We start from the raw sequence: 17049 nt of genomic DNA on the forward strand, positions 1-17049 counted from the left end.
CGTGGCGCATCGTAATAGATGACACCCCCTTCGCCTCCCCGGGGACCATCATGATCGCGTGCGGACTGGATTTCGGAACGTCGAACTCGGCGATCGGCGTGATGCGCAATGGCGTGGCCGAGCTGGCGCCGATCGAGGCGGACAACACGCTGATGCCCAGCGCGGTGTTCTTCGACTACGAAACCAAGGGCCGGGTCGTGCTCGGCAATGCCGCCATCGCGGCCTATGTCGAGCAGACCGAGGGGCGGCTGATGCGGGCGCTGAAGTCGATCCTGGGCTCGCCCCTGATCGACGAGGAGACCAGCCTCGGCGGCCGCAAGGTGCCGCTTACCCATGTCGTCGAGATCTTCATCCGGAACCTCAAGGAGAAGGCGGAAGCCTTCGCCGGCGGGGAGATCGAGTCCGTCGTGCTGGGCCGCCCGGTGCGCTTCGTCGACGACGACGACCAGGCCGATGCGCGCGCGCAATCCGTGCTTGAGCGTGTGGCGCGGCAGGCCGGCTTCCGCGAGATCGCCTTCGCCTACGAGCCCATCGCCGCTGCCCATCACTACGAGCAGACCGTAGCGCGCGAGGAACTGGTGCTGATCGCCGACATCGGCGGCGGCACCAGCGACTTCTCGATCGTGCGCGTCGGCCCCGAGCGACGCGGGCGGGCGGATCGCAGCGGCGACGTGCTGGCCAGCACCGGCGTGCGTATCGGTGGCACGGATCTCGACACCGCGCTCAGCCTCGCGTCGGTGATGCCGCTGATGGGGCTCGGCACGCAACTCGTGAAGAAGAGCCTGCCGATGCCGAACGCGCTCTATCACCAGCTCGCCACCTGGTCGACGATCAACTTCGCCTACACTTACAGGAACGAGCGCGAGGTGGCCGAACTGGTGGCGCTGGCCCGCGAGCCCGACAAGGTCTCGCGGCTCCTCAAGCTGCTGCAGCAGGGGCTGGGTCATCGCCTGGCCTTCACCGTCGAAGAGGCCAAGATCGCGCTCAGCACGGAGGATCGCGTCGCCATTCCCCTCGCATTCCTCGAAGCGGGTCTGTCGGCCGTCGCGACGCGCCGCGCGTTCGATCAGGCGATCGGCGCTGCGACGGACCGGCTTTCCGAGGCGGCAGGCGCCTGCATCGCCGCAGCCGGCCTGACGCCGGACGCGATCGAGACCGTCTTTCTCACCGGCGGATCGAGCCGCGTGCCTGCGGTGCGCAAGGCCGTCGCGCGGGCCGCGCCCGAAGCCCGCATCGCCGGCGGCTCAGATCTCCTCTCGGTCGCGCTTGGTCTCGCTCAGATGTCGGGGCGCGCCTGATAAATTCCGCCTCCCCATTCAGGATGGGGAGGTGGCGCGTCATACGCGACGGAGGGGTCATACTCCTCGTCACGTAGTGCATGACCCCTCCGCCCCGGAAGACCGGGGCACCTCCCCATCTGAATGGGAGGAAGCTCAGGCCTGCGAATCGAAGAAGGCGTCGGCGTCGTCGGTTTCGACCAGGCGGCCCTTGCGGATCTCGAGGAAGCGGGTCGCCACGGTGCGCGTGAAGAAGCGGTCGTGGCTCACGAAGATGCAGGAGACGTCGCTCTTCTCGAGTTGCTCCTCCAGGTCTTCCTGGCCCTCGATGTCGAGATGGTTGGTCGGCTCGTCGAGCACGTAGAAGTTCGGCCGCAGCAGCTTCATCTTCAGGAACACCAGCCGCGCACGCTCGCCGTGGCTCAGCACGCCGATCGGCTCCTTCAGGCGCACGAAGGCGAAGCCCGCGCCGGCAAGGTGGCGGATCGCCTCCTTCTCGGTCACGCCCTCGGCCGAGGCCACATAGTCGAGGATCTTCATTCCGACCGGCAGCGCGCTCATCGCCTGGTCGAAATAGACCAGGCGACAGGCCGGATTGAAGCGCACGGCGGCCTGTCCGTCATAATGCTCGCGGTCGGGCTCGTAGGCGGCCGCCAGCGCGGCGAGCAAGGTCGACTTGCCGGTGCCGTTGGTGCCGAGCAGGGCGACGCGCTCGCCCGCGGCGATGGCCAGCCGGTCGATGGCGATCAGCTTTCGCCCCGATCCCGGCACCGTGATGTCGAGGTTCGACAGGCGCAGCGCCACCTTGGCGTCGATGTCGCCATCGGCCAGTTCGAGCCGGCGTTCGCGCGCGACATAGGTCTGGGTGCGCTCCTTCTCGATGCGGGCAATGCGGCTCTCGACGGCGTTCTTGCGCTTGTTGAGGTCGGGGTTCTTGACCGCCCAGACCTTGTAGCGCGCCGCGGCCTGTTCCAGCCGCTTGATCTCGCGATCCTCCTGTCGCGCCCGCGCCGCCGCGGTGGCGTCGCGGCGCAGCAGCTCCTCGCGCGCGATCGAGAAACGCGTCTTGAAGGCATGGACGCCATCGGCGCGCAGGAACAGCGTGCGTTCGGTCACGCGATCCAGGAACTCGCGGTCGTGACTGACGATCAGCATCGGCACCGAGAACTCGCCCGTCAGCCAGCGCTCGAGGGTGTTTATGTTGGCAAGGTCGAGATGGTTGGTCGGCTCGTCGAGGATCAGGATGTCGGGCTCCTCGAGCCGTGCTGCCGCCGCGATCAGCATCAGCCGCTGCCACCCACCCGACAGCGTGCCGTACGGCTTGTCGAGGATCTCCGGCTCGACACCGATCTCGTCGACCAGCACGTCGATGCGCCAGTCCTCGCCGTCCTGCCCGACTTTGGTGAGCGACCGGCCAAGAACGTCACGAACAGAATGTGCAGCGAGGCCCTCGGGCACATCCTGCGGCACCTGGCCGATGCGCAGGCCGCGTGAGCGGACCACCTGGCCGGCATTGAGTTCGAGCGCGCCCGTCAGGCACTTGAGCAAGGTCGACTTGCCGGCGCCGTTCTCGCCGACCAGCGCCGTGCGCGCATCGTCCAGCAGGAACGACACGTTCTCGAAGACGCGGCCCGAGCCGTAGAAGAAGGAAGCCTGCTCCATACCGAGCACGGCCTGACGCGATGCCATTGTCTGTCCTACGCGAAAACGACCGGGCGTTTACCACCACGGGGCGTGAGGGACCAGCCGTCGCGTTGCTAGACCAGCACGCCGTTCCGGGCGACGATGCGGCCGGACTTGACCACCAGGCTGCGGCGCTTGCGGCTGGCGACGGCTTCGGCGAGCGTGGTCGCCTCGACGGTCACGAAGTCAGCCGGACCGCCGACCTTCAGCCCGTAGTCGGCAAGGCCCAGCACGCGTGCCCCGGCCGCCGTCACCATGTCGAAGGCGAGCGCCAGTTCCTCGTCGTGGCGGAAGTTGGCGCGATAGCCGATCAGCATGGCGCGCTCCAGCATGTCGCCGTTGCCGAACGGCGACCAGGCATCGCGGATATTGTCGGAGCCGCCGAACACCTCGACGCCGTGCTCGCGCAGCAGCTTGAGCGGCGGAATGGTCGCGCCTCCGGGCCCGTGGCTCATGATGGCGACACCCGCGCGGGCGAGCGTATCGGCGGCGCGGGTGACGCTGTCGGTGGAGACCGAACCCAGCGCGAAGGCGTGGCTGACCGCGACCTTGCCCTGCAGGCCCGTCGCCTCGGTGCGTCTGGCGATTTCGAGAATCTGCGACAGCCCGGCTTCGCCGCCATCGTGCAGATGGATGTCGACGCCGGCACCGCGACGCTGGGCGATGGCAAACACCGCACCGAGATGGGCGTCGAGATCGCCGTCGATCCCGACCGGATCGAGGCCACCCACGAGGTCCGCGCCCTCGGCGATCGCCTCGTCGAGCAGCTCCTGCGTGCCGGGAGAGCGCAGGATGCCACTCTGCGGGAAGGCCACGATCTCGATGGTGACGAGATCGCGGAAATGCTCGCGGATCTTCAGGACTTCGTGGAGGTTCCGGAGCCCGAGCTGGTTGTCGATGTCGACATGCGTCCGCATGTGCAGCGTGCCGCTGGCCACGACCTGGCGCACCAGGTTCGAGCCGGTGTCGAATTCCGGCACGGTGCGCGCCGCGCGCACGCGGCGCTCGGCCTCGATGCGGTCCGAAACCGTGTTGCCGGTGGATTGATTGGGCACCCACGGCAGCCCGAGCAGGGTCTTGTCGAGATGGATATGGCCGTCGACCAGCGGCGGCAGGACGATCGTTCCCGTCAGATCGACGGTGTCGCCTTCGCCAGCCTTCGCCGAAGCCGGGAGGAGGGCGGAAATCCGCCCTCCCTCGACCTCGATATCGCATCGGCTGCCGTCGGGCAGCGTGGCGTTGGTGAAGCGCACGCCTCTGCTCGCCTTACTTGGCGGCCGTCGGGCCGCCTTCTTTGCGCGTCAGGTCCACCGCCTCGCGCGCCGCCTTGGCCATCAGGGCGGCGTCGTTGGCGATGGTGACGAGCTGGAAGCCCTTGTGGACCATCTTCGCGGCGTAGCTGCCGGTGCCGTTGTGCAGGCCGGCGAACTGGCCGCGCTTATTGGTGGCGGCGAGCAGCTTGTCGTAGATCGACAGGATCTGCGGCTCCTCGCGGTCGAGCATCGGCTTGAGGCCGAGTGACAGGCCGAGATCGGACGGGCCGATATAGATTCCGCTGATGCCCGGCACGTCGAGGATGGCGTCGATATTGTCGATCGCTTCCTGCGTCTCGATCATCGGGATGACCAGCACTTCATCGTTGGCCATCGCCTGGTAGGGCGTTGCCTCGCCATAGGCGCCGGCGCGGATCGGGCCATTGGAGCGCTTGCCCTTGGGCGGATAGAGGCAATAGGAAACCAGCGCCTTGGCTTCGGCGGCCGTGTTCACCATCGGGCAGATCACGCCCCAGGCGCCGCCGTCCAGGACCTTGCCGACGATGCCGGGCTCGTTCCAGGGCACGCGCACCAGCGGCGTGATCGGGTACTTGTCCATCGCCTGGAAGCAGCGGACCATCGAGAGGTAGTCCTGCACGCCGTGCTGCATGTCGACGGTGACGCTGTCCCAGCCGCATTGCGCCATGGTCTCGGCGGCGAAGCCATCGGGGATCGCCAGCCATCCATTGACGCAGGCCTTGCCGGCCTGCAGCCGCTTCTTCAGCATGTTCGACATCGATGCGTTTCCTCGTCATTTGAGAACGGGGAAGTTTACACAGCGACGGAGGAATGCGTGACGCTTTTGTCGCTGCGGGCGGGCCGGCTGGCCGTGGATCTGGCCCCGGGCGCCGGCGGCTCGATCGCACGCTTTGCCGTCGAAGGCCCCGGCAAGGATGAAGGCGACCTGCTGCGGCCTGCCACCGACGCCGCCCTGGCTTCCGGAACCGGTATGGACACGGCCTGCTATCCGTTGGTGCCGTATTCCAACCGCATCGCGAACGGCCGTCTCGGCTTCGACGGCGAACTGTTCCAGCTGGCGCGCAACTGGCCGGGGATTCGCCATCCCATGCATGGCGATGGATGGCGGCATGCCTGGCAGGTGCTCCACCACGAGCGCACCCGCGCGGAACTCGCCTATCTGCACGAGCGCGGGGCTGCGGGCGTGGATTGGCCGTTCCGCTATCGGGCTCGTCAGTCCTTCGTGCTCGAAGAGACGGGCCTGACCGTCGAGCTCTCGATCGAGAACCTCGAGGACCGCGACGTACCGGCAGGCCTGGGCCTGCATCCTTTTTTCGTGCGCGATGCCGATACCGAGCTCGCCTGCCGTCTCGCAGGCGTCTGGCGCACCGATGCCGAGGTCCTGCCGCTGCAACGCGTGCCGGTGCCGGCCGAATGGGATTTCTCCGCCTCGCGCCGCGTCGACGGGATGGGGCTCGATCACTGCTTCGACGGCTGGGACGGCGAGGCCACCGTCACCTGGCCGCAGCGCGGCCTTCGCCTCGTCCTCACGGCGACGGAGGCATTTCGTCATCTGGTGATCTATGTTCCGGACGGCCAACGTCATTTCTGCGTCGAGCCGGTGAGCCACGCCAACGGCGCGATCGGGCAGACGCGGCTCGCTGCCGGCGCCACGCTCGGGGGCGCAATCACTTTCCGGCTGGTTCAGATCTAGAGGAGTGTCATGCCGCCCTTCGCTTCCTATCCCAGCCTCTCGGGCCGTACCGTCTTCGTATCGGGCGGCGGTTCGGGCATCGGCGCCTCGATCGTCGAGCATTTCGCCGCGCAGGGTGCACGCGTCGGCTTCGTCGACATCGACGAAGCCTCGTCGACGGCGCTGGTCGAGAGCATCCAGGCGGCCGGCCATCCTGCACCGCTATTCGTGTCCTGCGACATCCGCGATGTGAGGGCCTATCAGAGCGCCATCGAAGGCGTGGCGGGCAAGCTCGGGGCCATCACGGTCCTGGTGAACAATGCCGCGCGCGACGATCGCCATACGATCGACCAGGTGACGCCGGACTTCTGGGACGAGCGCATCGCGGTCAATCTGCGCCACGCGTATTTCGCCATCCAGACGGTGGCGCCGGGGATGAAGAAGGCGGGCGGCGGCTCGGTCGTGAACTTCAGCTCGGTGAGCTACCACACGATGACGCCCAACCTTTCCGTCTACCAGGCGGCCAAGGCCGCGGTGATCGGCATGACGCGCGGCCTCGCGCGCGATCTCGGGGGCGACGGCATCCGGCTCAATGCTGTAACGCCCGGCTGGATCATGACCCAGCGCCAGCTCGACCTCTGGGTGACGCCGGAAGCCAAGGCTGCCCAGCTGGGCGCGCAGTGTCTCAAGGAGCTGCTCTATGCGCCGGATATCGCGCGCATGGTGCTGTGGCTGGCGTCCGACGACAGCCGCCTGGTCACGGCGCAGGATTTCGTCGTGGACGGGGGCCGCGTGTGAACACCGCTAAGATTGCCTCGCTGCCCAAACGCTTCTTCGGGTGGTGGGTCGGGCTGTTTCGCCATCTGCTTCCGCCGACCTGCTATTTCTTCGTTGCCTTCAACTTGATCGTCCTCATGACGAACCTGCTGGCGCGTGACTACTGGTTCAACCTCAGCAGCTTCTTGTTGGCCAGCACGATGGCGCTGATCGTGGGCAAGGTGGTGCTGGTCGTCGACAAGGTCCGCATCATCGACAAGTTCCGCGGTGCGCCGCTGATCCAGCCGATCCTGTACAAGACCGTCTTCTATTCCCTCGTCGTCCTGATCGTGCGCTTCCTGGAGGAGGTCCTGGACGTTGCCTTCAAGGCGCATAGCCTCGACCAGATCGTCGAGATGGTGCTGGTCGACTTCACCTGGCATCGCTTCATTGCGGTGCAGGTCTGGATCTTCGTGTGCTTCCTGCTCTACGTGACCGCCAGCGAACTGAACGCGCTGGTGGGCGACGGCCAGCTCAGGCGTCTCTTTTTCCATCACCGGTCGTCGGAGTATCGCCTCACCCGCCGCCAGCATATCCGGGCGCTGACGGAAATCAGCCGGCTGGCGCGCGACACGCCGCGCGATAAGTTGCTCGACCCCGCCACGCCGCAGGGCAGCCGGTTGGCCGAGCTGATCGACCGTCTGCGCCGGCGCAACGCCTGACCACTGGCATTCCGCAACATGGTGTCCGTTGCGCATTGCCGGTGGATCGGAGCGCAGGCTTTGCGCAAAGTCGGCCGATGCAAACCTCCTATCTCATGTGGGCCCAGCGTTGTCTTTCGTTGGGCCTCGCCGTCCTGGCTCTCCAGATCAACGTCGCGCCGGCCGGGGCGCAGGATTGGCCGACCAAGCCGGTAAAGATTGTTGCGCCTTTTGCGGCCGGCGGAAATGTCGACGTCACGGCACGGATCGTTGCGGCGCGCCTGCAGGCCGAACTCGGCCAGCCGGTCGTCGTCGAGAACAGGACGGGCGCAGGGGCCATGATCGGCTCGGAGTTCGTGGCACGCTCGGCGCCCGACGGCTACACGCTGCTCATGACCTCGGCTTCGCTGACCAACAGTCCGGCCCTGTTCGGCCGCGCGCCCTACGACTGGCAGAAGGATTTCACCTTCGTCAGCGCTGTATCGTTCCAGCCGCTGGTCCTGCTGGTGAACCCGTCGATGCCGGCGAGGACGATGCCGGAATTCCTGGAGCTGGCGCGCAAGGAAGCGGGCAAGATGACGATGGGCACGGCCGGCGCCGGTTCTTTCACGCATCTGGCCGGGTTGCTCGTGGAGCAGCGCGCCGACGTCCGATTCGAGCCGGTGCACTACCGCGGTACGGCACCCGGCCTGGTCGACCTGATGGCGGGCCAGATCCAGTTCCAGTTCGAACCGATCGCGACGGCGCTGCCGCTCATCAAGGACGGCAAGTTGCGGGCGCTCGCGGTCACCTCGCTGCAGCGCGCGCCGGCGCTGCCCGACGTGCCGGCGGTCGCCGATACGATTGCGGGCTACGAGGCGATCAACCTGCTGGGCCTGATCGCGCCCGCCAGGCTGCCAGCGCCCGTGCTGGCGAAGCTGAGCGCTGCCATGAAAGCCGTTCTGCAGGATCCGACTGTCATCCGCCGGTTCGACGACCTCGGCACCGAGGCGCGCTTCACCATGCCGGAGGCTTTCTTCGAGATCATGCGTACGCAGGCCGATACTTGGATTCCGGTGATCCGCAAGGCCAACCTCAAGCTCGAATAGGCTCATGGCCATCGACGCGAACTGGCGCCGCATCGCTCTCGTGATCCTCGGGATCGGCGGTCTGATCGCGGCCGGCGGCGTATTGATGGGGCTGAGCAGTCTTCGACACGTACTCCTGGGCGAACGCGCCGACGGCGTGGTCGCCGCGGTCTTGCGCGAGGGCGGACTGTACGCACCGGTGGTGCGCTTCCGGCTGCCCGATGGCGAGAGCCTGGAGGTGAGGGAGCTCGGTTCCGGCGCACCGGACTTCTCCGTGGGCGATGCCGTCACCGTTCTCTACCTGCCCGAGAGTCCGCACGATTTCCGCCTCGACACGTTTGAGCGGCTCTGGCTGGTGCCTGTCATCGTCGCGGGATTAGGAGGCTTCTGCCTTATGTTCGGCGCCGTCGCCTGGGCGCTCTCCCGCAATGCCGACCTTGCGCTGGTCGGCGAGCGTGCCTTCACGGTGGTTTCCCTGTCGGCCCTGATCATCGGCGTCTTCGTCCTGTGGAGCACGGTCGACCTCTACACCGTAGGCGGCCGCGCCCGCGGCACCGTGACGGAGATTCGGGAGAGCCGGTCCATGGTCGCGGAAGAGGTGACGGGGCCGGGCGGTGGCGCGGTCCGCCGCGACGCCGAGAGCATCACCTTCGTGCCCATCGTGCGCTTCACCACGCCGGAGGGCCGCGAGATCGAGTTCCATGGCCGGGGCGGCAGCGGAACCGCCCTTGCGGCGGGCGACGTCGTCAATGTCGTCTACGATCGCAACCGGCCGGGGCGCGCCCGCATCACGTCGTTCACCGACCTCTGGCTGCCGGCAGCGACGTTCTTCGTTGTGGCGCTGCTCTTCGGCCTGGCGGTTCGCCTCTCACGCTGGAACCGCCGCCGCGCTACAGGCCGGAACTCTCGATCCATTCCCTGAGCAGGGCCGAAAGCTCGTGCGGCTTCTCGAGCGGGGCCATGTGGCCGCACTCCTCGATGATGCGAAAGCTGGCCCGGGGCAGCGCCTGCGCCATGCGATCGGTCTCGGCCAGTGTCCGCAGCCGGTCCTGGCGGCAGGCCACCACCAGCGACGGGCAGGCGATGCGTCCGAGATCGGCATAGCCGTCGCGCCGCACCAGGGAGGCCTGGCGCTTGCGCACCTCGGGTCCCAGCCGCCGCTGCATGCCGCGCAGGCGGTCGAGCAGCACCGGATCGGTCTCGCGGTCGGGATGCAGGCCCATCGCCGTGGTGACTGTTCCTGCTTCGCGCGGCGGCCGGTCGCCGGGCCGAAAGCCCGAGATGCGCCGTGCCCGCTCCTCGTCGGAATAGCCGCGGGCCGAGGAGGCGACGAAGGCCACGCCGGATACACGCTCCGGCGCCATCAGGGTGAGGATGCGCGCGACGAACCCACCCATCGAGAAACCGACCAGCACGAAGCGTTCCGGCGCTTCCGCCAGCACGCGTGCGGCCATGCCTTCGAGCGAGTCGTCCTGGTAGACGTTGCCGAAATGCAAGGCGCCCAACGGTTCGAGGTCCGGGAGCATGTCGGTCCACAGATCGGCGTCGCACATGAAGCCGGGGAGGAGGACGAGCGATCTCACGTGGCTGACTCCTGAGGTCATTGGGCTCAAGCGCGGAGCAGCGCGGCCCATGCCGCCGCCAGCATCAGAAGCTGGCCCGGAACGACATAGAGCGCGAAGCGCCGACCGCCGGAGGTGAGGGCGAACAGCGTCTTGGTCACGGTGTTGGTCGAGAAGGCGGCGAGGATCGGGACTACGGCCGCCGCCGGCGTCATCCGTCCGTCCGCGACCAGCGAGGCGACTGAAATGGCGGGTGCGTGCGTGTCGGCAAACCCCGCGGCGCCCGCGGCGAAGATGACTCCGGCTTCGCCGAACCAGTCCTGCAGGGCCGCGGCGAGCAGCAGGACGCCGGCCAGGATGCCTGCAAAGATCAGCGCGGTGCGCAGGCTGAAGGCGCTGCCTTGTGTTTCCTCGACCTTGCCACTGTCCGCCTGCAGTGCCCACAGGGTGAAAGCTCCGCCGTAGACGATCGCCGCCGCTCCCGCGAACAGCAGGGGCATCAGGATGGCCCGGAAGGCGGCGAGGTCGGTGACGGCAATCAGGATGCCGAGCTGCACGACGGTCGCGATGGAGGACATGGTTGCGCCGGCGGCCGCGGGCTTCATCAGATGCGGATCGCGCCTCGAGCGTGCGCCCATGGCGCCGATCGTCGCTGAACTCGAGATGAAGCCGGAGGCGAGGCCGGCCAGCGGCAGGCCGTAGCGCGGTCCCACGATCCTGACGGCGATGTAGCCCAGCGCGCCGACGCCCATCACCAGGATCACCACCAGCCAGATCGTGCGCAGGTTCAGCGCGCCGTAGGGGCCGATCGGATGATCGGGCAGCAGCGGCAGAACGACCAGCGTGGCGCCGGCGAAGATCAGCAGATCGTGGATCTCGCCGTCGGTCAGCACCGAACGGACGAAGCGATGCAAGGCGGCGCGGGCATTGAGCAGCAGGGCAACGATCACCCCCACGCCCGCAGCAAAGGCCGGCTCGCGAATGGCGAGCCCGCCCAGCAGCGTCGTTGCCACCAGCGCCGTCTCCGTCGTGAGGCCGGGATCGGTTTCGCGAGCATGCCAGTAGGAGAGGCCGGCAAAGACGACCATCCCCAGCACGACCGCCGCCAGCAGCAGATCGCTTCCGGCCGCCGCACCCGTTGCCCCGGCCAGCGAAGCCAGGGTGAAGGTGCGGAGGCCTGCGGCGCCGCGGCCTGGCCCTTCGCCCTTCTTGCGCTCGCGGTCGATGCCGATCAGCAGGCCGACGCCGAGGGCGACCACGAAGCCGAGAAAGAGGGGTGAGGGTTCCAACATTCTCTCGGACTGTAGCACCGGACCATGCGGGCGATGCAGTACTTCAGGGCATGCCGCGCCGGGTCGCGGCGCGCTGATTGGATAGGCCGGCTGCCACGGCGAAGAAGGCCTTGATGCTGCGGCGCATGCTCTCGCTCTTCAGGCAGGCGACGTAGTCGCTGCTCGTGATCTTGGCGTCGCGAAAGTGAAGCGTACGAAAACGCGTCGAAGCGCTCGCTTCCAATTCCCAGATGATGCTGAAGCCGAGGCCCGCGCCGACCGCTTCGCAGACGGCCTCGCGGCTGCCCAGCTCCAGGACGGTGCGGGGCCGGACCCCGGCTTTCGCCATCGCGGCGTGGGTGATGCGCCGGGTGTTCGAGCCTTCCTCGCGCGAGATCATGGGCTGGTCGTGGAGCTCGGCCAGCCGCACGCTCTCGCGGCCTGCCCAAGGATGGTCGTTGGCCACGATCAGCACGGCGGTATGCCGCCACAGCGGCATGGCATGGATCTGGGGATGACGTTCAACGCCTGGCAGGATGGCGAGGTCGGTCCGCCGCTCCAGCAGCTGCTCGCGCACGAAGCGCGTGTTGCCCATCGCGACGGAGAGGCCGATGTTGGGATGGCGCGCCAGGAAGCGGGCGAACACGCCCATGGCGATATGCGGTCCATCCGCTGTCAGGCTGAGCTGGCCACTCTCGAGTTCGGACGACTCGGTCAGGACCTCGCGCATCTGTTCTTCCAGGCTCGAATATCGGCGCGACATCCGGAACAGGCGTTCTCCCATTTCCGTAAGGCGCACCGACCGGCGCGATCGTTCGAGCAGTTTCACGCCATAGCGTTCCTCGAGCGCCTTCACCTGAATGGTGACGGCAGGCTGGGTCAGTCCCAGCGCCTCGGCCGCTCGCGAAAAGCTGCCGTTATGGGCGACGGCATCGAAGGCGCGGATCTGTGTGTGCAGCATGATCAAGTATTAATATTTTTTAAGTTACAGAAGTAATATTAAATTGTCCTATCAGTCCGTGCACCCGATGATCCCCCGAGGGGAAAGGGGGCACTTGATGGTCGCGCGGAGGAACATCCTCTTCATCGTCATCGATCAGTGGCGGGCCGATGCACTTGGCTGTGCGGGCAATCCCGTCCTGAAGACCCCGAATCTCGATCGGCTGGCCGCCGATGGCGTGCTCTGCCGCCGCCACTTCGTGCAGGCGTCTCCCTGCGGTCCGTCGCGCGCGGCGCTGCTGACCGGCACCTACCAGCACAATAACGGGGTCATGCGGAACGGCACGCCGCTGGCGCGCCGTTTCACCAACATCGGCCTGGAATGCCGCAAGGCCGGCTACGATCCGGCGCTGTTCGGCTACACCGACACGACGGCCGATCCGACCGGCCTGCCGCCCGACGACCCGGCGCTGCGGACCTACGAATCCGTCATGCCCGGCTTCGCGCCCGAGCTGCATCTGCCGGAGCTGCCCTATCCGTGGATGGCCGATCTCAAGGCCAAGGGCTATCCCTTCGCCGACGATGTCACCGAGATCTACCGGCCGGCGAGCCCGCCCGGCGACCACGGACCGACCTATCCGCCGGCGCGCTTCAAGGCGCAGGACAGCATCACCGCCTTCCTGACGGATCGCCTGCTCGACTACATCTCGGTGCGCCGCAATGGCTCGTGGTTCGCGCACGCGGCCTATATCCGCCCGCATCCGCCGTTCATCGCTCCGGAGCCTTACAACACGCTCTACGACCCGGCCGACATGCCTGCGCCCCGCCGCGCGGAGACGGTGGATGCGGAGGCCGAGCAGCATCCCCTTCTCGCCAGCTATCTGCGCTCGCAGAACCAGGCGAGTTACTTCGTCACCGGGCAGGGGCTGGTCGCCGATCTCAGCGCCGGCGACATCGCGCAGTTGCGGGCAACCTATTACGGCATGGTGCAGGAGGTCGACGACCAGGTCGGCCGCCTGATCGACAAGCTGAAGGAGTGGGGCCTCTACGACGACACGCTGATCGTCGTGACCGCCGATCATGGCGAGCTGCTGGGCGACCACTGGATGCTCGGCAAGCAGGGCTATTTCGACGAGGCCTATAACGTGCCGCTGATCGTGCGCGATCCCAGGCCGGCGGCGAACGCCAGCCGGGGCACGGCGATCGAGCGCTTCACCGAGGCGGTCGACGTGATGCCCACGGTGCTCGACTGGCTCGGCCTCGACATTCCGCGCCAGTGCGACGGGCGCTCGCTGCTGCCGCTGCTGCATGGACGTGCGCTGGAAGATTGGCGCCGCGAAGTACATTGGGAATTCGACTTCCGCGGGCTTGGCGCCGCCGATTCCGAGACGGCGCTTGAGGTGCCGATGGACGCCTGCTCGCTGGCGGTGATCCGCGACGAGCGCTTCAAGTACGTCCATTTCGCCGCGCTGCCGCCGCTGTTCTTCGATCTCGCCGCCGACCCGCACTGCTTCAACGACCTGTCGCGCGATCCCGCGTCGGCGCCGGCCATGCTGGCCTATGCGCAGAAGATGCTGTCGTGGCGCATCGTTTCGAACGCGCGCGACCTCACCGGCATGCACGTTTCGTCCAAGGGCCTTCACGTCCGCCCCTGATCAGGAGAAGGAATCCGTCATGAGAAACAGATTGCTCGGCGCCTTCGCAGGCATGATCGCCGCCTTCACGGCCTCGGTTGCGGCCGCCGCGCCGCTCGAGATCCAGTTCTGGCACCCGACGCTCGGGCCGATCGACGATGCGTTGAAGCAGCAGATCGACAGCTTCAACAACGCCCAGACCGCCTACAAGGTCGTGGCGTCTGGCCGCGGCACCTACGACGAGACGTTCAATGCGGCGATCGCCGGCTTCCGCGCGAACAAGAGTCCGCACCTGCTGGTCGTGATCGGCCAGGGTACGCAGAGCATGCTGCTGTCGGGCGCGGTCTATCCGGTACAGGACCTGCTGGCGGCCGAGGGCTACAAGATCGACTGGGACAACTACATTCAGCCGGTGCTGAACTATTACCGCACCAAGGACATGAAGCTCCTGTCGCTGCCGTTCAGCGTCTCGACGCCGATCCTCTGGTACAACAAGGAGGGCTTCGCCAAGGCCGGCCTCACGCGGCCGCCCGCGACCTGGGACGAGATGGGCGAGTACCTGACGAAGCTCCGCGCCGCAGGTTTCGAGTGTGGCTACACCTCGGGCTGGCAGCAGTGGGTGCACGTCGACAACTACTCGACGATCCACGATCTCCCGATCGCCACCCTGCACAATGGGCTCGACGGGCTCGCCGCCACCTTCACCTACAACAAGACGGATGTGGTGAAGAACATCGCGCGCCTTCAGTCGTGGGTCGCCGACGGCCGCTACACCTATTCCGGCCGCCAGGGCAGCAGCGCGACGCCGGCCTTCGCCTCGGGCCGTTGCGCGATGATGACCCATTCCTCGGCGGTCTTCTCCTCGCTGCAGGCCAGCGCCAAGTTCGCCTTCGAGGCGGCGCCCCTGCCGTACGAGGCCGGTACGACCCCGCACAACAGCCTGATCGGCGGCGGCGCGCTCTGGGTGCTGAAGGGCCACAAGCCCGAGGAATACAAGGGCGTGGCCGCCTTCCTGGCGCACCTCGCCAGTCCGGACCAGCAGGCCAAGTGGCACAAGGATACCGGTTACATGCCGATCACCAAGGCCGCCTACGAGAAGGTCAAGGCCGAGGGCTATTACGACAAGTACCCGCAGCAGGAAGTGGCCATCACCCAGGTGCAGCGCGGCACGCCGACGCTCAACACGATGACGGTGCGGCTGGGCAACGCCAACCAGTATGTCGCGGCCCTCGAAGAGGAGATGGAAGCCGTCTGGGCGAACAAGAAGACGGCGCAGCAGGCGATGGACGATGCGGTGCGGCGCGGCAACGAGATCCTGCGCCGCTTCGAGCGGCAGCGCGGCAACTGAGCGGCAGCGGCGCGGCGGGCTGATGCCATGATCAAGCGGGTGAATTTCCAGCGGCACAAGCCGCTGGCCTTCCTGCTGCTCGCGCCGCAGATGCTCGTCCTCGCCATCTTCGTCTTCTGGCCGGCCGCGCAGGCGCTCTATCAGGCCTTCACCATCACCGATCCGTTCGGCCAGCATTCGACGTTCGTGTGGTTCGACAATTTCCGCGACGTGCTGACCAGTCCGGAGTACTTCAATTCGATCTACCGCACCGCCATCTTCAGCACGGGCACGACCGCCTCGGCCGTGCTGGCGGGCCTCGGCTTCGCGGTGCTGGTCGATCGGGTCGCGAGGGGCAAGTCGGTCTATCGGCTGATGATCATCTGGCCCTATGCCGTGGCGCCGGTGCTGGCGGGCGTGCTCTGGCTGTTCCTGTTCCACCCGATCTACGGCGCCGTTGCTTTGATGCTGAAGCAGGGCTTCGGCATCCCGTGGAACCCGCTGCTCGACGGCAGCGACGCCATGCTGCTGGTCATCGTGGCGGCCGCCTGGAAGCAGGTGAGCTACAATTTCGTGTTCTTCCTCGCCGCCCTGCAGGCGATCCCGCGCTCGCTGATCGAGGCGGCGGCGATCGACGGGGCGGGGCCGATCCGGCGCTTCGTCAGCATCGTCTTTCCGCTGATCTCGCCCACCACCTTCTTCCTGCTGGTGATCAACGTCGTCTATGCCTTCTTCGACACGTTCGGCATCATCCACGCGCTCACCCAGGGCGGTCCCGGCGGCGCGACCGACATCCTGGTCTACAAGGTCTATGCCGACGGCTTCCTCGGCCTCGATCTCGGCCTGTCCTCGGCCCAGTCGGTGATCCTGATGATCCTGGTGATCGGACTGACGGCCATCCAGTTCCGCTATCTCGAACGGCGCGTGAAGTACGCCCAATGATCGAGCGGACCCCCAAGCTCGACCTCTTCTGTCACCTGCTGCTGATCGCGGGCGTGGTCGCGGTGTGCCTGCCGCTCTATTACGCGCTGATCGCCGCCACCCACACGCTGTCCGACGTGCTGCAGGTGCCCATGCCGTTGACGCCGGGCAACGAGCTGCTGGCCAACCTGAAGGTGGCAATCGAGCGCGGCGATCTCGGTCGCCAGCTCGTCAATTCGCTGATCGTCTCGGTCGGTGTCACGGTCGGCAAGATCTCGGTGTCGATCCTTTCGGCGTTCGCCATCACCTATTTCCGCTTTCCCTTTCGGATGACGGCGTTCTGGCTGATCTTCGCGACATTGATGCTGCCGATCGAGGTCCGCATCGTGCCGACATACGCCGTGGCCGCCCATCCGCTGCAGGGGCTGGGCTGGCTGCTCGACGAGACGGGCCTGCGCGGGCCGCTGGAGAGCCTGACCGGCTGGAACATCGAGGCGGTCGTGAAATGGAGCCTGCTGGACTCCTATGCCGGCCTGATCCTGCCGCTGATGGCCTCGGCCACCGCGACCTTCCTGTTTCGCCAGCTCTTCCTCACCATCCCCGAGGAGCTGCTGGAAGCCGCCAAGATCGACGGCGCGTCGCCCATCCGCTTCCTGATCGACGTGCTGTGGCCGATGTCGCGCACCAACGTGGTGGCGCTCACCGTCATCCTCTTCGTGTTCGGCTGGAACCAGTATCTGTGGCCGCTGCTGATCACGACCGACGCCAGCATGACGACGGCGGTGATCGGCCTGTCCAAGCAGATTTCCGCGGCGCCCGAGGCCGTGCCGAAATGGAACACGCTGATGGCGTCGGCGCTGCTGATCACGCTGCCGCCGGTGATGGTGGTGATCGTGCTGCAGCGCTGGTTCGTCAAAGGCCTCGTCGACTCGGAAAAATAGCGGAGC

Annotated in this window: 16 protein-coding genes; 10 read left to right on the forward strand and 6 right to left on the reverse strand. The window is 66.9% G+C overall.

The window, feature by feature from the left end:
* Positions 1 to 50 precede the first annotated feature (50 nt).
* Complete coding sequence (locus ACO07K_RS02145) at positions 51 to 1298, forward strand: Hsp70 family protein (RefSeq protein WP_422034281.1); 1248 nt, start codon at positions 51 to 53, stop codon at positions 1296 to 1298.
* A 135-nt stretch (positions 1299 to 1433) separates the two neighbouring features.
* On the opposite strand, the gene ACO07K_RS02150 is transcribed toward ACO07K_RS02145, so the two are convergent.
* The 3 genes from ACO07K_RS02150 to ACO07K_RS02160 form a co-directional block, all read right to left on the reverse strand.
* Entirely contained in the window at positions 1434 to 2966 is a 1533-nt protein-coding gene (locus tag ACO07K_RS02150; RefSeq protein ID WP_422034282.1) for an ABC-F family ATP-binding cassette domain-containing protein, read from the reverse strand.
* Between the two features lie 68 nt (positions 2967 to 3034).
* Positions 3035 to 4213, reverse strand: coding sequence for an amidohydrolase family protein (locus ACO07K_RS02155; RefSeq protein WP_422034283.1), 1179 nt, complete (start codon positions 4211 to 4213; stop codon positions 3035 to 3037).
* Positions 4214 to 4226: 13 nt separating this feature from the next.
* Positions 4227 to 5009 carry an HpcH/HpaI aldolase family protein gene (locus ACO07K_RS02160; RefSeq protein WP_422034284.1) on the reverse strand — a complete coding sequence of 261 codons (783 nt, stop codon included), beginning with the start codon at positions 5007 to 5009 and terminating at the stop codon, positions 4227 to 4229.
* Positions 5010 to 5066: 57 nt separating this feature from the next.
* Between ACO07K_RS02160 and ACO07K_RS02165 the strand changes: the two genes are divergently transcribed.
* The 5 genes from ACO07K_RS02165 to ACO07K_RS02185 all read left to right on the forward strand — a co-directional run bounded on the left by ACO07K_RS02165 (position 5067) and on the right by ACO07K_RS02185 (position 9370).
* Entirely contained in the window at positions 5067 to 5945 is an 879-nt protein-coding gene (locus tag ACO07K_RS02165; protein WP_422034285.1) for an aldose 1-epimerase, read from the forward strand.
* Between the two features lie 9 nt (positions 5946 to 5954).
* Complete coding sequence (locus tag ACO07K_RS02170) at positions 5955 to 6722, forward strand: SDR family NAD(P)-dependent oxidoreductase (RefSeq protein ID WP_422034286.1); 768 nt, start codon at positions 5955 to 5957, stop codon at positions 6720 to 6722.
* Complete coding sequence (locus ACO07K_RS02175; protein WP_422034287.1) at positions 6719 to 7402, forward strand: hypothetical protein; 684 nt, start codon at positions 6719 to 6721, stop codon at positions 7400 to 7402. Before ACO07K_RS02170 ends, ACO07K_RS02175 begins: the two co-directional genes overlap by 4 nt.
* A gap of 77 nt (positions 7403 to 7479) precedes the next feature.
* On the forward strand, positions 7480 to 8469 hold the full coding sequence (locus ACO07K_RS02180) for a Bug family tripartite tricarboxylate transporter substrate binding protein (protein ID WP_422034288.1): 990 nt from the start codon (positions 7480 to 7482) through the stop codon (positions 8467 to 8469).
* A gap of 4 nt (positions 8470 to 8473) precedes the next feature.
* Positions 8474 to 9370, forward strand: a complete 897-nt coding sequence (locus ACO07K_RS02185) for a DUF3592 domain-containing protein (protein WP_422034289.1) — start codon at positions 8474 to 8476, stop codon at positions 9368 to 9370.
* Here the strand turns inward: ACO07K_RS02185 and ACO07K_RS02190 are convergent.
* Genes ACO07K_RS02190 through ACO07K_RS02200 form a run of 3 tightly spaced genes read right to left on the reverse strand, consistent with a single transcriptional unit; the run spans position 9339 to position 12242 of the window.
* Entirely contained in the window at positions 9339 to 10031 is a 693-nt protein-coding gene (locus ACO07K_RS02190; RefSeq protein WP_422034290.1) for an alpha/beta fold hydrolase, read from the reverse strand. The genes ACO07K_RS02185 and ACO07K_RS02190 overlap by 32 nt on opposite strands.
* A 26-nt stretch (positions 10032 to 10057) precedes the next feature.
* Positions 10058 to 11302 (reverse strand): MgtC/SapB family protein, encoded by a 1245-nt coding sequence (locus ACO07K_RS02195; protein WP_422034291.1) that lies wholly within the window; start codon positions 11300 to 11302, stop codon positions 10058 to 10060.
* A gap of 43 nt (positions 11303 to 11345) precedes the next feature.
* Positions 11346 to 12242, reverse strand: coding sequence for a LysR substrate-binding domain-containing protein (locus tag ACO07K_RS02200; protein ID WP_422034292.1), 897 nt, complete (start codon positions 12240 to 12242; stop codon positions 11346 to 11348).
* 97 nt (positions 12243 to 12339) lie between these two features.
* Here ACO07K_RS02200 and ACO07K_RS02205 point away from each other — a divergent pair, with 97 nt between their 5' ends.
* From ACO07K_RS02205 to ACO07K_RS02220, 4 genes are read left to right on the forward strand one after another with little or no spacing between them, the layout of a single operon-like run.
* Complete coding sequence (locus ACO07K_RS02205; protein WP_422034293.1) at positions 12340 to 13875, forward strand: alkaline phosphatase family protein; 1536 nt, start codon at positions 12340 to 12342, stop codon at positions 13873 to 13875.
* A gap of 19 nt (positions 13876 to 13894) precedes the next feature.
* Positions 13895 to 15202 (forward strand): sn-glycerol-3-phosphate ABC transporter substrate-binding protein UgpB, encoded by a 1308-nt coding sequence (gene ugpB, locus ACO07K_RS02210; protein WP_422034294.1) that lies wholly within the window; start codon positions 13895 to 13897, stop codon positions 15200 to 15202.
* A 27-nt stretch (positions 15203 to 15229) separates the two neighbouring features.
* Complete coding sequence (gene ugpA / locus ACO07K_RS02215) at positions 15230 to 16123, forward strand: sn-glycerol-3-phosphate ABC transporter permease UgpA (protein WP_422034295.1); 894 nt, start codon at positions 15230 to 15232, stop codon at positions 16121 to 16123.
* A complete protein-coding gene (locus ACO07K_RS02220; RefSeq protein WP_422034296.1) occupies positions 16120 to 17043 on the forward strand; it encodes an ABC transporter permease subunit in 924 nt (307 codons plus the stop codon). The genes ugpA and ACO07K_RS02220 overlap by 4 nt, the downstream gene beginning before the upstream one ends.
* Positions 17044 to 17049 lie beyond the last annotated feature (6 nt).

The sequence above is a fragment of the Reyranella sp. genome (genome assembly GCF_965228225.1).
Lineage (GTDB): Bacteria > Pseudomonadota > Alphaproteobacteria > Reyranellales > Reyranellaceae > Reyranella.

Excerpts from the sequence above, each read along its gene's own strand:
- ACO07K_RS02145 (WP_422034281.1), top strand. The coding sequence starts at position 51 with ATGATCGCGTGCGGACTGGATTTCGGAACGTCGAACTCGGCGATCGGC.
- ACO07K_RS02150 (WP_422034282.1), bottom strand. The coding sequence starts at position 2,966 with ATGGCATCGCGTCAGGCCGTGCTCGGTATGGAGCAGGCTTCCTTCTTC.
- ACO07K_RS02160 (WP_422034284.1), bottom strand. The coding sequence starts at position 5,009 with ATGTCGAACATGCTGAAGAAGCGGCTGCAGGCCGGCAAGGCCTGCGTC.
- ACO07K_RS02170 (WP_422034286.1), top strand. The coding sequence starts at position 5,955 with ATGCCGCCCTTCGCTTCCTATCCCAGCCTCTCGGGCCGTACCGTCTTC.
- ACO07K_RS02180 (WP_422034288.1), top strand. The coding sequence starts at position 7,480 with ATGCAAACCTCCTATCTCATGTGGGCCCAGCGTTGTCTTTCGTTGGGC.
- ACO07K_RS02185 (WP_422034289.1), top strand. The coding sequence starts at position 8,474 with ATGGCCATCGACGCGAACTGGCGCCGCATCGCTCTCGTGATCCTCGGG.
- ACO07K_RS02195 (WP_422034291.1), bottom strand. The coding sequence starts at position 11,302 with ATGTTGGAACCCTCACCCCTCTTTCTCGGCTTCGTGGTCGCCCTCGGC.
- ACO07K_RS02200 (WP_422034292.1), bottom strand. The coding sequence starts at position 12,242 with ATGCTGCACACACAGATCCGCGCCTTCGATGCCGTCGCCCATAACGGC.
- ACO07K_RS02205 (WP_422034293.1), top strand. The coding sequence starts at position 12,340 with ATGGTCGCGCGGAGGAACATCCTCTTCATCGTCATCGATCAGTGGCGG.
- ugpB (WP_422034294.1), top strand. The coding sequence starts at position 13,895 with ATGAGAAACAGATTGCTCGGCGCCTTCGCAGGCATGATCGCCGCCTTC.
- ugpA (WP_422034295.1), top strand. The coding sequence starts at position 15,230 with ATGATCAAGCGGGTGAATTTCCAGCGGCACAAGCCGCTGGCCTTCCTG.
- ACO07K_RS02220 (WP_422034296.1), top strand. The coding sequence starts at position 16,120 with ATGATCGAGCGGACCCCCAAGCTCGACCTCTTCTGTCACCTGCTGCTG.